Below are 13,109 nucleotides of genomic sequence, written 5' to 3' on the forward strand. Positions count from 1 at the left end.
AGGATTGTTGGAGAAAGAAAATGGCAAGATATTTGGGTCCTAAGCTCAAGCTGAGCCGTCGTGAGGGCACTGACTTATTCCTTAAGTCTGGCGTTCGCGCGATCGATACCAAGTGTAAAATTGAACAAGCTCCTGGCCAGCACGGTGCGCGTAAACCGCGTCTGTCTGACTATGGTGTGCAGTTGCGTGAAAAGCAAAAAGTTCGCCGTATCTACGGTGTGCTGGAGCGTCAGTTCCGTAACTACTACAAAGAAGCAGCGCGTCTGAAAGGCAACACCGGTGAAAACCTGTTGGGTCTGCTGGAAGGTCGTCTGGACAACGTTGTATACCGTATGGGCTTCGGTGCCACTCGTGCAGAAGCACGTCAGCTGGTCAGCCATAAAGCAATTATGGTAAACGGTCGTGTTGTTAACATCGCTTCTTATCAGGTTAGTCCGAATGACGTTGTTAGCATTCGTGAGAAAGCGAAGAAGCAGTCTCGCGTGAAAGCCGCTCTGGAGCTGGCTGAGCAGCGTGAAAAGCCAACCTGGCTGGAAGTTGATGCTGGCAAGATGGAAGGTACGTTCAAGCGTAAGCCGGAGCGTTCTGATCTGTCTGCGGACATTAACGAACACCTGATCGTCGAGCTTTACTCCAAGTAAAGCTTAGTACCAAAGAGAGGACACAATGCAGGGTTCTGTGACAGAGTTTCTAAAACCGCGCCTGGTAGATATCGAGCAAGTGAGTTCGACGCACGCCAAGGTGACCCTTGAGCCTTTAGAGCGTGGCTTTGGCCATACTTTGGGTAACGCACTGCGCCGTATTCTGCTCTCATCGATGCCGGGTTGCGCGGTGACCGAGGTTGAGATTGATGGTGTACTACATGAGTACAGCACCAAAGAAGGCGTTCAGGAAGATATCCTGGAAATCCTGCTCAACCTGAAAGGGCTGGCGGTGAGAGTTCAGGGTAAAGATGACGTTATTCTTACCTTGAATAAATCTGGCATTGGCCCTGTGACTGCAGCCGACATTACCCATGATGGTGATGTCGAAATCGTCAAGCCACAGCACGTGATCTGCCACCTGACCGATGAGAATGCATCTATTAGCATGCGTATCAAAGTTCAGCGCGGTCGTGGTTATGTGCCGGCTTCTACCCGAATTCATTCGGAAGAAGATGAGCGCCCAATCGGCCGTCTGCTGGTCGACGCATGCTACAGCCCTGTAGAGCGTATTGCCTACAATGTTGAAGCAGCGCGTGTAGAACAGCGTACCGACCTGGACAAGCTGGTCATCGAAATGGAAACCAACGGCACAATCGATCCTGAAGAGGCGATTCGTCGTGCGGCAACCATTCTGGCTGAACAACTGGAAGCTTTCGTTGATTTACGTGATGTACGTCAGCCGGAAGTTAAAGAAGAGAAACCAGAATTCGATCCGATCCTGCTGCGCCCTGTTGACGATCTGGAATTGACTGTCCGCTCTGCTAACTGCCTCAAAGCAGAAGCTATCCACTATATCGGTGATCTGGTACAGCGTACTGAGGTTGAGCTTCTTAAGACGCCTAACCTTGGTAAAAAATCTCTTACCGAGATTAAAGACGTGCTGGCTTCCCGTGGACTGTCTCTGGGCATGCGCCTGGAAAACTGGCCACCGGCAAGCATCGCTGACGAGTAACCGGATCACAGGTTAAGGTTTTACTGAGAAGGATAAGGTCATGCGCCATCGTAAGAGTGGTCGTCAACTGAACCGCAACAGCAGCCATCGCCAGGCTATGTTCCGCAATATGGCAGGTTCACTGGTTCGTCATGAAATCATCAAGACGACTCTGCCGAAAGCGAAAGAGCTGCGTCGCGTAGTTGAGCCGCTGATTACTCTTGCCAAGACTGATAGCGTAGCTAATCGTCGTCTGGCATTCGCCCGTACTCGTGATAACGAGATCGTGGCAAAACTGTTTAACGAACTGGGCCCGCGTTTTGCGAGCCGCGCCGGTGGTTACACTCGCATTCTGAAGTGTGGTTTCCGTGCAGGCGACAACGCGCCGATGGCATACATCGAGCTGGTTGATCGTTCAGAGAAAACAGAAGCTGCTGCAGAGTAATCTGTAGTAACGTAAAAAAACCCGCCTCGGCGGGTTTTTTTATATCCGTCATATCCCCACTTATCTACAATATCTGTACTCTTTTTGTTCATCCCCTGGAGTGTTGTATGTGGTTACTTGACCAGTGGGCAGAGCGCCATATTATTGATGCACAGTCTAAAGGCGAGTTTGATGATTTACCGGGAACGGGCGAACCGCTGACTCTTGACGATGACTCCCATGTCCCGCCTGAACTCCGAGCTGGATACCGTTTATTAAAAAATGCAGGTTGCCTTCCTCCTGAGCTCGAGCAACGCAGAGAGGCAATACAGCTGCTTGAAATACTCGCGGGGATCCGCAAAGATGATCCCAGTTATCCGGAGATGAGCCGAAGATTGTCGCTATTGGAACTTAAACTTCGGCAGGCTGGACTCAGCACCGAGTTTTTGCGCGGTGACTACGCAGATAAGCTGCTAAAAAAGATCAACGATGAATAGCGGAGAGAGCATGTACCGAATTGGTGAAATAGCGAAACTGGCTGACGTGACGCCGGATACTATCCGCTACTATGAAAAGCAGCAGATGATGGAGCATGAAGTGCGTACTGAAGGCGGATTTCGCCTCTATACAGAAAGCGATCTTCAGCGCTTGAAGTTTATTCGTTATGCCCGGCAGCTTGGTTTCACTCTGGAGTCGATCCGTGAATTGCTTTCGATCCGGGTTGATCCCGAACACCATACCTGTCAGGAATCAAAAGGGATCGTCCAGGAAAGACTGCAAGAAGTCGAAGCCCGCATTGCTGAACTTCAGACGATGCAGCGGTCTCTGCAACGATTGAATGATGCATGCTGCGGCAAGGCACACAGCAGCGTGTACTGCTCTATTCTTGAAGCTCTTGAGCAAGGCGCCAGTGGAACAGCATCAGGCTGTTGATTTCTTGAACTGCCAGGTCTACACTCGCGGCGTAAATTACTACAAACTGGAGATATTATGAGTCGTTATCAGCACACCAAAGGGCAGATAAAGGACAACGCCATTGAGGCGCTTCTGCATGACCCACTGTTCAGACAGCGCGTTGAGAAAAATAAGAAAGGGAAAGGAAGTTATCTGCGAAAAGGCAAACATGGCAATCGGGGTAACTGGGAGGCCAGTGGCAAGAAAGTAATTAACTTTTTTACCACTGGCCTTCTTGTTTCAGTGAGTGCTTAAGAGCGGTTATTCTGTTCTTTCAGCAGGTCACGAATTTCACTTAGCAATACTTCTTCTTTCGATGGAGCTGGCGGTGCTGCCGGCTCTTCCGCTTTTTTACGGTTCAGTTTGTTGATCAGTTTGATTGCCATAAAGATAGCAAACGCAACAATAATGAAATCGAATACATTCTGAATAAATACACCGTAATGCATGACCACGGCAGGGATGTCTCCCTGTGCATCACGTAGCGTTAAAGCAAACTGTTTAAAATCAATTCCACCAATTAACAGCCCCAGCGGCGGCATAATGATATCGGCAACCAGTGATGAAACAATCTTACCGAATGCCGCACCAATAATGACACCCACTGCCAAATCGACAACATTCCCGCGCATCGCGAATTCGCGAAACTCTTTAATAATGCTCATTTTATTCTCCCTATGCAGCTGACGTTTATAAGTTTAACAAATGTTTAGGCAATTTCCATTTATGTATTGCCGAAAGGAAAATTTATTAGACCATGAAAAATAAAGGGAAATAAAAAGGGCGCTGTATTAGCGCCCAAATTATTACAGGAAGAAAGGACTTGGCTGGAATAGTCGCTCGACGTCGGTAATAAACTTTTTATCTGTCAGGAACATAATTACGTGATCGCCCTGCTCAATGCGCAGGTTATCGTTGGCAATCATGACATCGTTACCACGTACAACGGCGCCAATAATGGTTCCGGGCGGAAGTTTAATTTCATCAATTGAACGCCCTACAACTCTCGACGTCGTTTCATCCCCGTGTGCGACGGCTTCAATGGCTTCTGCGACGCCACGGCGAAGTGAAGAAACGCCAACAATATCAGCTTTACGCACGTGGCTCAGCAGCGCGGAGATGGTCGCCTGCTGCGGTGAAATCGCAATATCGATCACGCTGCCTTGCACCAGATCGACGTATGCTCTGCGCTGGATCAACACCATTACTTTCTTGGCACCCATCCGTTTGGCAAGCATCGCCGACATGATATTTGCTTCATCATCGTTGGTCACTGCGATGAACAGATCGACCTGATCGATATGTTCTTCGGCCAGTAACTCTTGATCCGAAGCATCACCAAAAAAGACGATCGTATTTTGTAGTTTCTCTGCAAGTTCGGATGCGCGTTGTTGATTACGTTCGATCAGTTTGACGCTGTAATCTTTTTCCAGACGACGTGCCAGACCCGCACCGATATTACCGCCACCCACTAACATAATGCGTTTGTACGGCTTTTCCAGACGCTGCAGTTCACTCATTACGGCGCGTATATGCTGGGATGCCGCAATAAAGAAGACTTCATCACCCGCTTCAACGATCGTAGAACCTTGCGGACGGATCGGTCGGTCATGACGGAAAATGGCCGCAACGCGGGTGTCGATGTGCGGCATATGCTCACGCATTGTTGACAGCGCATTACCGATAAGCGGCCCGCCGTAATAGGCTTTTACTACTGCCAGACTGACTTTACCTTCGGCAAAATTCACCACCTGCAATGCGCCCGGATATTCAATCAGGCGATAAATGCTATCGATAACCAGTTGCTCAGGTGCAATCAGATGATCGATTGGCACCGCATCGGATTGGAACAGCTTGTCGGCATCGCGAACGTAATCTGGTGAACGAATACGGGCGATGCGATTAGGCGTATTAAACAGTGAATAAGCTACCTGGCAGGCAACCATATTTGTTTCATCTGAGCTGGTTACGGCAACCAGCATATCGGCATCGTCGGCACCGGCTTCACGCAATACGCGGGGATGCGAACCATGCCCTTGCACGACACGGAGATCAAACTTGTCCTGCAGGCTGCGCAGGCGTTCGCCATTGGTATCGACTACCGTGATATCGTTGTTCTCTCCGACCAGGTTTTCAGCCAGCGTACCGCCAACTTGCCCTGCGCCCAGAATGATAATTTTCATCAGTCGCGACCCGTTATCTCATCACTTTTTGATTAGCTTAGCGTAAAAGAAGCCATCGCCATCTTCCGCACCCGGTAAATTCTGACGTCCGGGTTTTTCCGGCGTACCGGTTTCGCTTAATACCGCATCCGGTGTGCGTGCCAGGAAGGCGGCAATTTGCTGCTGGTTCTCTTCTGGCAGGATAGAACACGTTGCATACACTAGCGTGCCGCCAGATTTAAGATGTGACCAGGTCGCATTCAGGATCTCAGCCTGCAATTGGGCAAGTTCGGCAATATCCCGGTCGCGGCGCAGCCATTTGATATCCGGATGGCGACGGATCACCCCGGTAGCAGAACAAGGGGCGTCCAGCAAAATACGGTCAAACTGTTGTTCACCGCACCACTGCTGTGGATAGCGGCCATCCCCTTGTTTTACGGTTGCCTTCATGCCCAGACGTTTCAGATTGTCGTAAACGCGCGATAAGCGTTTTTCATCCACATCGACGGCCATGATGTTAGCTAGCGGAGCAACTTCCAGAATGTGAGTGGTTTTACCGCCCGGTGCACAGCACAGGTCGAGGATCTGTTCACCGTCCTCCGGCAACAGATAATTTACGCATCCTTGAGCGGAGGCATCCTGAACGGTGACCCAACCTTCGTCAAAACCAGGGAGGGCGTGAACTGGAGCCGGTGTTTCCAGACGCACTGCATCCGGGTAGTCTGGATGCGGGAAACCTGTTAATCCCGCTTCGGTAAGCAGGTCTAGCCAGGCGTCGCGAGTATGGTGATTACGATTGACTCGTAGCCACATCGGCGGTCGCTGGTTATTGGCTTCAAGAATGGCTTCCCACTTCTGCGGATACGCACTCTTAATACGTTTCACCAGCCAGGAAGGGTGTAAGAAGCGCAAATCGCTTTGCGCAAACTCGGCCAGCAGTTCATCCTGACGACGTTGAAACTGGCGCAGTACGCCGTTGATCAGCCCTTTCAGCTGTGGACGCTTAATAACGACCGCGCCTTCTACGGTCTCAGCTAACGCAGCGTGTGCTGGAATACGAGTATGCAACAGTTGGTAGAAGCCCACCATGATCAGGTAGTGAACGGTGCGCTGTTTGCCCGTCATTGGACGTTCCATCAGTTGCTGGATCATCCACTCCAGTTGAGAGAGTGTACGCAATACGCCGAAGCAAAGTTCCTGTAACAGTGCTTTGTCTTTATCGGCAACTTTTTGCTGCATGGCGGGCAGCACGTTACTTAGTGATTGTCCTTTCTCGACAACCTGTTCGACGGCCTGGGCCGTCATACTGCGTAAATTAAGATGTTTTTTCATAAGCGCAAAAATAAAAATGCCCGGAGACACCGGGCTTAAAGAGATGAACCGTCAGGCCAGACGGTTTCCGGGCACGAACCACTCCCGGCGCGAATTAAGCAGATCCTGCGCGCTCATGGCTTTTTTACCGGCAGGCTGCAAAGAGATAAGATTCAGAATGCCGTCGCCTGTTGCGACCTGGATACCCTGCTTTGTCGCCTCTAGAATGGTGCCTGGCTCGGCCTGGGTGTTTACAGCAATAACCGAAGCTTGCCAGACTTTCACTGGCTGACCATCGATTTCAAGCCAGCTCATTGGCCACGGGTTAAAGGCGCGGATGCAGCGTTCCAATTGAGCAGCCGAAAGCGACCAGTCGATACGGGCCTCTTCTTTGCTGAGTTTTTCTGCATGCGTAACCAGTGATTCGTCTTGTACCACCGGTTTTATTGTACCGGCAGCCAGCTGTTTTAGCGTTTCAATCAGCCCCTGAGGCCCCAGGTCTGCCAGCTTGTCATATAACGAACCGCTGGTATCTTCTGCCGTAATTGGGCTGGACAGCTTCAGCAGCATATCACCGGTGTCGAGGCCAACATCCATCTGCATGATGGTAACACCGGTTTCGGCGTCGCCTGCCCACAGTGAGCGCTGGATCGGTGCTGCACCCCGCCAGCGCGGAAGCAGGGAACCGTGAACGTTGATACAACCCAGGCGCGGCATTTCCAGTACGGCTTTTGGCAGGATCAGGCCATATGCCACCACCACCATCACGTCTGCGTGTAAATCAGCAACCAGTTGCTGGTTTTCCTGAGGGCGAAGAGAGACGGGTTGAAAGACCGGTATCCCTTTTTCTTCTGCCAGCACTTTTACCGGGCTGGGCATCAGCTTTTTACCGCGTCCCGCCGGGCGGTCCGGTTGGGTAAACACGCCAACGACGTTATGTCCAGAAGACAGCAGCGCGTCGAGATGACGCGCTGCAAAGTCAGGTGTACCCGCAAAAATAATACGTAGTGAGTCTGACACGTTGATCCTTGTCCTTAAGCTCGGGCGTTCAGGCGGTCGAGTTTTTCAACTTTCTGACGAATGCGATGTTGCTTCAACGGAGACAGATAATCGATAAATAGTTTACCGACCAGGTGATCCATTTCATGTTGAATGCAGATAGCGAGCAGGCCATCGGCTTCCAGTTCAAAAGATTTGCCGTCGCGATCGAGCGCACGAATTTTTACTTTCTCTGCACGCGGTACTAACGCACGCTGTTCAGGAATAGACAGACAGCCTTCTTCAATGCCGGTTTCGCCGTCTTTTTCCAGCAGTTCTGGGTTAATGAGTACCAACTGCTCATCGCGATTTTCAGAGACATCAATAACAATGATGCGCTGATGAATATCGACCTGTGTTGCTGCCAGACCGATACCTTCTTCGGCGTACATCGTTTCGAACATATCATCAACGATACGCTGAATTTCTGCATTCACTTCTTCAACCGGTTTTGCGACTTTGCGAAGGCGCTCGTCCGGAATATGTAACACTTGCAAAACTGACATAGTTATCCAGAGTTGTGTTCAGGAGTTGAAAAGATTATTACCTCTATTCTAGACAAAACCCCCTCTGATTGACAGCATCAGTGACCAATCGCAAAGATTGCCAGGACTGCTTGTGGCAGGGGAACAGGGATGACCCAAATCGAAATTTGGCTACGTTTAGCGCAAGTGAATGAACTGTATGGTGATGAGATAGTGCGCGTTGCTCACTGGCTCAATACTCAACCGTGTATTAACAATGCGGTACTCCTGCAGGCTGGATTCTCTCCACGCCAGGCAAGACGCTTTTTAACCTTTTCAGATCTGACGCTGGAAAAAACGCTGCGCTGGCTTGAACAGCCTAACCACCACTTTGTGGTTGCCGACAGCGAGCATTATCCGCCACAGCTCCGTGCTATTGAGGATTATCCTGGGGGGCTTTTTGTTGCAGGAGCTCCCGCATGCCTCCACTCATTTCAAGTTGCCGTTGTCGGTAGTCGACAACACTCATGGTATGGCGAACGCTGGGGACGGTTGTTTTGTGAAAAGCTTGCTGCATGTGGGGTGACGATCACCAGCGGTCTGGCCCGGGGGATTGATGGCGTGGCGCACAATGCTGCGATAAACCAACAAGGCACAAGTATTGCGGTGCTGGGAAATGGACTTGAGACCATTCATCCACGACAGCATATCCGTCTTGCGGAGCGACTTATTGAGGCTGGGGGCGCACTGGTGTCTGAGTTCCCATTAGATATGCTCCCTTTGCCGCGCAATTTTCCCCGACGAAATCGTATTATCAGTGGTCTAAGTAAAGGTGTACTGGTTGTCGAAGCTGCACAGCGTAGCGGGTCGCTGGTTACTGCTCGCTGTGCACTGGAACAAGGGCGGGAGGTGTTTGCTTTACCTGGGCCGATTGGGAGCCCGGGAAGTGAAGGCCCGCATTGGCTTATTCAGCAGGGAGCCATGCTTGTGACGACACCAGAGGAAATTCTTGAAAATTTGCAATATGGGCTGCAATGGTTGCCAGATGAACCTGAAAAATCAATTTATTCGCCAGATCACGAAGAGGTGGCATTGCCATTTCCTGAGCTCCTGGCTAACGTAGGAGATGAGGTAACACCTGTTGACGTCGTCGCTGAACGTGCCGGCCAACCTGTGCCAGAGGTAGTGGCTCAACTGCTCGAACTGGAGTTAGCAGGGTGGATCGCAGCTGTACCCGGCGGCTATGTCCGATTGAGGAGGGCATGCCATGTTCGACGTACTAATGTATTTGTTTGAGACATATATCCATAACGAAGCTGAGCTGCGTGTGGATCAGGACAAACTGGAACGGGATCTTACCGACGCTGGTTTTGATCGTGAAGACATTTACAACGCGTTACTTTGGCTGGAGAAACTTGCTGACTATCAGGATGGCCTTGCTGAACCTATGCAGCTGGCATCGGACCCTCTTTCTATACGTATTTATACTGCGGAAGAGTGCGATCGACTGGATGCAAGCTGTAGAGGATTCCTGCTATTCCTGGAGCAGATTCAGGTGCTAAACCTCGAAACGCGAGAAATGGTTATTGAGCGCGTACTCGCGCTGGATACGGCAGAGTTCGATCTGGAAGACCTGAAGTGGGTGATTCTGATGGTGCTATTCAACATTCCAGGTTGTGAAAATGCCTATCAGCAAATGGAAGAATTACTCTTTGAAGTGAATGAAGGTATGCTGCATTAATCAATCTTCATTCAGTATGAGTTGTTATGGCTAAATCAGCACTGTTCACGGTGCGTAAAAACGAGCCCTGCCCACAATGCGGGGCTGAACTGGTTATTCGTTCCGGGAAACACGGTCCGTTTCTCGGTTGTTCACACTATCCAGAATGCGATTACATTCGTCCGCTGAAATCTTCCGCGGACGGACATATTGTCAAAGTTCTGGAGGGTAAGTTTTGTCCTGCATGTGGCGCCGAGCTGGTGCTGAGACAGGGACGATTCGGTATGTTTATTGGATGCAGTGACTATCCTGCGTGCGATCACACCGAACTCATCGACAAGCCTGATGATACAGCAATAGTCTGTCCTCAATGCCAGACTGGTCATCTTGTCCAGCGGCGTTCCCGTTATGGCAAAACCTTTTACTCCTGCGATCGCTATCCGGAGTGCCAGTTTGTCATTAACTTCAAACCGTTAGCCGGAGAATGTCCTGAGTGTCATTATCCGCTTCTCATCGAAAAGAAAACCGCGCAGGGTGTGAAGCATTTCTGTGCCAGTAAACAATGTGGAAAGCCGATTTCGGCGGAATAAAAAAGTGAATAATAGCCTGCCCACAGACGCTATCGCTGCGGCGATAGCGGTTCTGAAACAAGAAAAAGTCATCGCCTATCCAACTGAAGCTGTATTTGGTGTCGGCTGCGACCCCGATAGCGAAACGGCGGTGAGCCGTTTGTTGGCGCTAAAACAACGTCCGGTCGATAAAGGGTTAATTTTAATCGCGTCAAACTTTGAACAACTTAAACCGTATATCGACGATAGCATGCTCACCGATGCTCAACGTGACGCTGTTTTCGCCCGTTGGCCTGGTCCTGTTACCTTCGTTTTCCCAGCGCTTGCGACAACGCCACGCTGGTTGACCGGGCGCTTTGATTCTCTGGCTGTTCGCGTCACCGATCACCCACTGGTGGTTGCGTTGTGCCAGGCTTATGGCAAACCGTTAGTTTCTACCAGTGCTAATTTGAGTGGCTTACCGCCTTGCAGAACGGTAGAGGAAGTTCGCGCACAGTTCGGTACAGACTTTCCCGTGGTTGAAGGGGAGACCGGGGGGCGTTTGAATCCTTCGGAGATCCGTGATGCTCTGACAGGTGAACAGTTTCGACAGGGGTAATATGAAAGAAGCCTATGCTGTTTTTGGTAATCCGATAGCGCACAGTAAATCGCCCTTTATTCATCAGCAATTTGCAGAGCAGCTGAAGATTGATCACTCCTACGGGCGTGTATTGGCACCCATCAATGATTTTGTGAATACCCTGAACGCTTTTTTTGCTGAGGGCGGGAAGGGGGCAAATGTCACCGTGCCTTTTAAAGAAGAGGCATTTGCACGTGCCGATGAACTAACGGAGCGGGCATCGCTTGCTGGAGCGGTCAACACCCTTAAACGGCTGGAGGATGGGCGTTTACTGGGAGACAACACGGATGGTATCGGCTTGTTGAGCGATCTTGAGCGTTTATCTTTCATTCGTCCCGGATCGCGAGTTCTGCTGATTGGTGCGGGTGGTGCATCCCGTGGAGTTTTATTACCTCTTCTTTCTATGGATTGTGCGGTGACTATTGTTAACCGTACCGCTTCGCGCGCTGAAGAGTTGGCACAAATCTTCTCCCATACCGGCAGCGTACAGGCGGTAGGAATGGACGAGCTTGATAATTACAGTTTTGATCTGATTATTAACGCGACATCCAGCGGAATTAGCGGTGAGATACCGGCTATTCCGACATCTCTTATTCACCCATCTGTCTATTGTTATGACATGTTTTATCAGAAAGGAGATACACCGTTCCTCTCCTGGTGTGCCGAACATGGGGCGAAACAATATGCTGATGGCCTGGGTATGCTGGTGGGGCAAGCAGCGCACGCCGTTTTACTCTGGCATGGGGTTTTGCCGCAGATTGAACCCGTCATTAAAAGCATGCAGCAGGAATTGTCGGAATGAATCAGGCGATCCAGTTTCCCGATCGAGAAGAATGGCGCACGGATGTCAACGCCGTTGTGTTTCCGGCGATGGTTCATGGTATGCAGTTAACATGTGCCATATCTGGAGAGATGCTGGCGTCCCGCTTTGGCGGCGACACGCCTGAACAGTGGTTAGAAATCTTTCAACAGCATCGCTGGGATCTGGAAGAAGAAGCTGAAGGATTGATCCAGGCCCAGCAGGAAGATGCTCAAGGTTGGGTGTGGTTACTCTGACTTAAATATTCATCTTTCCACTTAACATAGTTGTTAGCTGAATATTGTAAGCCTGCCTTCTCTTCATCGCTTAATGGACGGATTTGTTTAACCGGGCTTCCCAGGTACAGATACCCGCTTTCCAGGCGTTTGTTTTGGGGAACCAGGCTCCCAGCCCCAATCATAACGTCGTCTTCTACTACCACGCCATCCAGCAGAATCGAACCCATGCCGACTAATACGCGGTTGCCAATGATACAGCCGTGTAGCATGACCTTATGACCGACCGTTACATCCTCACCCACGATCAATGGATTACCCTGCGGATTAGACGTGGATTTATGTGTGACATGGAGAACGCTGCCGTCCTGAATGTTTGTACGGGCACCAATTTGTACATAGTTAACGTCGCCACGAATGGCAACCAGTGGCCAAATTCCGACATCATCAGCCAAACGAGCATCACCAATGACGACACTGCTGGTGTCGATCATCACGCGATTTCCGATCTGTGGGAAAAGATCCTTATAAGGACGCAGTACATCAGACATGTTTACCTCAACGAAAATAGAGCAGTAATGAAGACTTTGGTTGGATTATTGAGACTGTGCAAGTGGTTTAGCTATCAAAAATCAGCCAAATTGCGCAGGAATGTAGCGAAAGGAGTGAAAAACAAGCATTCAGAAAAAAAGATCCAAAAAATACTTGTGCTAAAAAATGGGATCCCTATAATGCGCCTCCATCGACACGGCGGATGTGAATCACTTCACGCAAACAGCCGGTTCGGTTGAAGAGAAAAACCTGAAAATGAGGGTTGACTCTGAAAGAGGAAAGCGTAATATACGCCACCTCGCGACAGAGCGCTAAAGCGCGTCGCAACTGCTCTTTAACAATTTATCAGACAATCTGTGTGGGCACTCGAAGATACGGATTCTTAACGTCGCAAGACGAAAAATGAATACCAAGTCTCAACGAGTGAACACGTAATTCATTACGAAGTTTAATTCATTGAGCATCAAACTTTTAAATTGAAGAGTTTGATCATGGCTCAGATTGAACGCTGGCGGCAGGCCTAACACATGCAAGTCGAACGGTAGCACAGAGGAGCTTGCTCCTTGGGTGACGAGTGGCGGACGGGTGAGTAATGTCTGGGAAACTGCCCGATGGAGGGGGATAAC

General features: G+C 50.1%; 18 protein-coding genes and 1 rRNA gene (1 of these 19 running past the window's edge). 13 read left to right on the plus strand and 6 right to left on the minus strand.

Going from position 1 to position 13,109, the window contains the following annotated elements:
- The first annotated feature begins 20 nt into the window (after window positions 1–20).
- From rpsD to arfA, 6 genes are all read left to right on the plus strand, one after another.
- Window positions 21–641: a 30S ribosomal protein S4 gene (gene rpsD / locus OGX96_RS05240; RefSeq protein ID WP_003031138.1), complete on the plus strand. Its 621-nt coding sequence runs from the start codon at window positions 21–23 to the stop codon at window positions 639–641.
- A 25-nt stretch (window positions 642–666) separates the two neighbouring features.
- Entirely contained in the window at window positions 667–1,656 is a 990-nt protein-coding gene (locus OGX96_RS05245; protein WP_003031139.1) for a DNA-directed RNA polymerase subunit alpha, read from the plus strand.
- Window positions 1,657–1,696: 40 nt separating this feature from the next.
- Window positions 1,697–2,080, plus strand: coding sequence for a 50S ribosomal protein L17 (gene rplQ, locus OGX96_RS05250; protein ID WP_001216370.1), 384 nt, complete (start codon window positions 1,697–1,699; stop codon window positions 2,078–2,080).
- 107 nt (window positions 2,081–2,187) lie between these two features.
- Entirely contained in the window at window positions 2,188–2,556 is a 369-nt protein-coding gene (locus OGX96_RS05255; protein WP_048236924.1) for a DnaJ family domain-containing protein, read from the plus strand.
- Window positions 2,557–2,566: 10 nt separating this feature from the next.
- Complete coding sequence (gene zntR, locus OGX96_RS05260; protein WP_198803192.1) at window positions 2,567–2,992, plus strand: Zn(2+)-responsive transcriptional regulator; 426 nt, start codon at window positions 2,567–2,569, stop codon at window positions 2,990–2,992.
- A 57-nt stretch (window positions 2,993–3,049) separates the two neighbouring features.
- Complete coding sequence (gene arfA, locus OGX96_RS05265) at window positions 3,050–3,268, plus strand: alternative ribosome-rescue factor ArfA (protein ID WP_003828276.1); 219 nt, start codon at window positions 3,050–3,052, stop codon at window positions 3,266–3,268.
- On the opposite strand, the gene mscL is transcribed toward arfA, so the two are convergent.
- The 5 genes from mscL to def all read right to left on the minus strand — a co-directional run bounded on the left by mscL (window position 3,265) and on the right by def (window position 8,030).
- Window positions 3,265–3,678, minus strand: a complete 414-nt coding sequence (mscL, locus tag OGX96_RS05270) for a large-conductance mechanosensitive channel protein MscL (RefSeq protein WP_003031152.1) — start codon at window positions 3,676–3,678, stop codon at window positions 3,265–3,267. The genes arfA and mscL overlap by 4 nt on opposite strands.
- Window positions 3,679–3,819: 141 nt before the next feature.
- Window positions 3,820–5,196, minus strand: a complete 1,377-nt coding sequence (gene trkA / locus OGX96_RS05275) for a Trk system potassium transporter TrkA (protein ID WP_003031153.1) — start codon at window positions 5,194–5,196, stop codon at window positions 3,820–3,822.
- A gap of 21 nt (window positions 5,197–5,217) precedes the next feature.
- Window positions 5,218–6,507 carry a 16S rRNA (cytosine(967)-C(5))-methyltransferase RsmB gene (gene rsmB / locus OGX96_RS05280; RefSeq protein WP_048236922.1) on the minus strand — a complete coding sequence of 430 codons (1,290 nt, stop codon included), beginning with the start codon at window positions 6,505–6,507 and terminating at the stop codon, window positions 5,218–5,220.
- Window positions 6,508–6,558: 51 nt separating this feature from the next.
- The gene (gene fmt, locus OGX96_RS05285; protein WP_198803194.1) at window positions 6,559–7,506 is read right to left on the minus strand and encodes a methionyl-tRNA formyltransferase; all 948 of its coding nucleotides are present in this window, start codon (window positions 7,504–7,506) and stop codon (window positions 6,559–6,561) included.
- A 14-nt stretch (window positions 7,507–7,520) separates the two neighbouring features.
- A complete protein-coding gene (gene def, locus OGX96_RS05290; protein ID WP_286582365.1) occupies window positions 7,521–8,030 on the minus strand; it encodes a peptide deformylase in 510 nt (169 codons plus the stop codon).
- A 129-nt stretch (window positions 8,031–8,159) separates the two neighbouring features.
- Between def and dprA the strand changes: the two genes are divergently transcribed.
- Genes dprA through OGX96_RS05320 form a run of 6 tightly spaced genes read left to right on the plus strand, consistent with a single transcriptional unit; the run spans window position 8,160 to window position 11,952 of the window.
- Window positions 8,160–9,284: a DNA-protecting protein DprA gene (dprA, locus tag OGX96_RS05295; protein WP_198803196.1), complete on the plus strand. Its 1,125-nt coding sequence runs from the start codon at window positions 8,160–8,162 to the stop codon at window positions 9,282–9,284.
- Window positions 9,256–9,729 carry a DUF494 family protein Smg gene (gene smg / locus OGX96_RS05300; RefSeq protein WP_003031162.1) on the plus strand — a complete coding sequence of 158 codons (474 nt, stop codon included), beginning with the start codon at window positions 9,256–9,258 and terminating at the stop codon, window positions 9,727–9,729. Before dprA ends, smg begins: the two co-directional genes overlap by 29 nt.
- A gap of 26 nt (window positions 9,730–9,755) precedes the next feature.
- A complete protein-coding gene (locus OGX96_RS05305) occupies window positions 9,756–10,298 on the plus strand; it encodes a DNA topoisomerase family protein (RefSeq protein WP_032945167.1) in 543 nt (180 codons plus the stop codon).
- A 4-nt stretch (window positions 10,299–10,302) separates the two neighbouring features.
- Window positions 10,303–10,875 (plus strand): L-threonylcarbamoyladenylate synthase type 1 TsaC, encoded by a 573-nt coding sequence (gene tsaC, locus OGX96_RS05310; RefSeq protein ID WP_032945165.1) that lies wholly within the window; start codon window positions 10,303–10,305, stop codon window positions 10,873–10,875.
- Window position 10,876: 1 nt separating this feature from the next.
- On the plus strand, window positions 10,877–11,698 hold the full coding sequence (aroE, locus tag OGX96_RS05315) for a shikimate dehydrogenase (RefSeq protein ID WP_032945163.1): 822 nt from the start codon (window positions 10,877–10,879) through the stop codon (window positions 11,696–11,698).
- On the plus strand, window positions 11,695–11,952 hold the full coding sequence (locus OGX96_RS05320; RefSeq protein WP_008786281.1) for a DUF1488 family protein: 258 nt from the start codon (window positions 11,695–11,697) through the stop codon (window positions 11,950–11,952). Before aroE ends, OGX96_RS05320 begins: the two co-directional genes overlap by 4 nt.
- Here OGX96_RS05320 and OGX96_RS05325 read toward each other — a convergent pair.
- A complete protein-coding gene (locus OGX96_RS05325) occupies window positions 11,928–12,482 on the minus strand; it encodes a gamma carbonic anhydrase family protein (RefSeq protein WP_003031171.1) in 555 nt (184 codons plus the stop codon). The two genes, OGX96_RS05320 and OGX96_RS05325, sit on opposite strands and share 25 nt — an antisense overlap.
- 474 nt (window positions 12,483–12,956) lie before the next feature.
- On the opposite strand from OGX96_RS05325, the gene OGX96_RS05330 reads away from it, so the two are divergent.
- Window positions 12,957–13,109: ribosomal RNA gene (locus OGX96_RS05330) — 16S ribosomal RNA — on the plus strand (it continues 1,389 nt past the right edge of the window).

Source organism: Citrobacter sp. Cpo100, from assembly GCF_030332595.1.
In the GTDB taxonomy this organism is placed as follows: Bacteria; Pseudomonadota; Gammaproteobacteria; order Enterobacterales; family Enterobacteriaceae; genus Citrobacter; species Citrobacter portucalensis.

Coding starts and splice junctions, on each gene's coding strand:
- rpsD (WP_003031138.1), top strand. CDS start 21: ATGGCAAGATATTTGGGTCCTAAGCTCAAGCTGAGCCGTCGTGAGGGC.
- OGX96_RS05245 (WP_003031139.1), top strand. CDS start 667: ATGCAGGGTTCTGTGACAGAGTTTCTAAAACCGCGCCTGGTAGATATC.
- rplQ (WP_001216370.1), top strand. CDS start 1,697: ATGCGCCATCGTAAGAGTGGTCGTCAACTGAACCGCAACAGCAGCCAT.
- OGX96_RS05255 (WP_048236924.1), top strand. CDS start 2,188: ATGTGGTTACTTGACCAGTGGGCAGAGCGCCATATTATTGATGCACAG.
- zntR (WP_198803192.1), top strand. CDS start 2,567: ATGTACCGAATTGGTGAAATAGCGAAACTGGCTGACGTGACGCCGGAT.
- arfA (WP_003828276.1), top strand. CDS start 3,050: ATGAGTCGTTATCAGCACACCAAAGGGCAGATAAAGGACAACGCCATT.
- mscL (WP_003031152.1), bottom strand. CDS start 3,678: ATGAGCATTATTAAAGAGTTTCGCGAATTCGCGATGCGCGGGAATGTT.
- trkA (WP_003031153.1), bottom strand. CDS start 5,196: ATGAAAATTATCATTCTGGGCGCAGGGCAAGTTGGCGGTACGCTGGCT.
- rsmB (WP_048236922.1), bottom strand. CDS start 6,507: ATGAAAAAACATCTTAATTTACGCAGTATGACGGCCCAGGCCGTCGAA.
- def (WP_286582365.1), bottom strand. CDS start 8,030: ATGTCAGTTTTGCAAGTGTTACATATTCCGGACGAGCGCCTTCGCAAA.
- dprA (WP_198803196.1), top strand. CDS start 8,160: ATGACCCAAATCGAAATTTGGCTACGTTTAGCGCAAGTGAATGAACTG.
- smg (WP_003031162.1), top strand. CDS start 9,256: ATGTTCGACGTACTAATGTATTTGTTTGAGACATATATCCATAACGAA.
- OGX96_RS05305 (WP_032945167.1), top strand. CDS start 9,756: ATGGCTAAATCAGCACTGTTCACGGTGCGTAAAAACGAGCCCTGCCCA.
- aroE (WP_032945163.1), top strand. CDS start 10,877: ATGAAAGAAGCCTATGCTGTTTTTGGTAATCCGATAGCGCACAGTAAA.
- OGX96_RS05320 (WP_008786281.1), top strand. CDS start 11,695: ATGAATCAGGCGATCCAGTTTCCCGATCGAGAAGAATGGCGCACGGAT.
- OGX96_RS05325 (WP_003031171.1), bottom strand. CDS start 12,482: ATGTCTGATGTACTGCGTCCTTATAAGGATCTTTTCCCACAGATCGGA.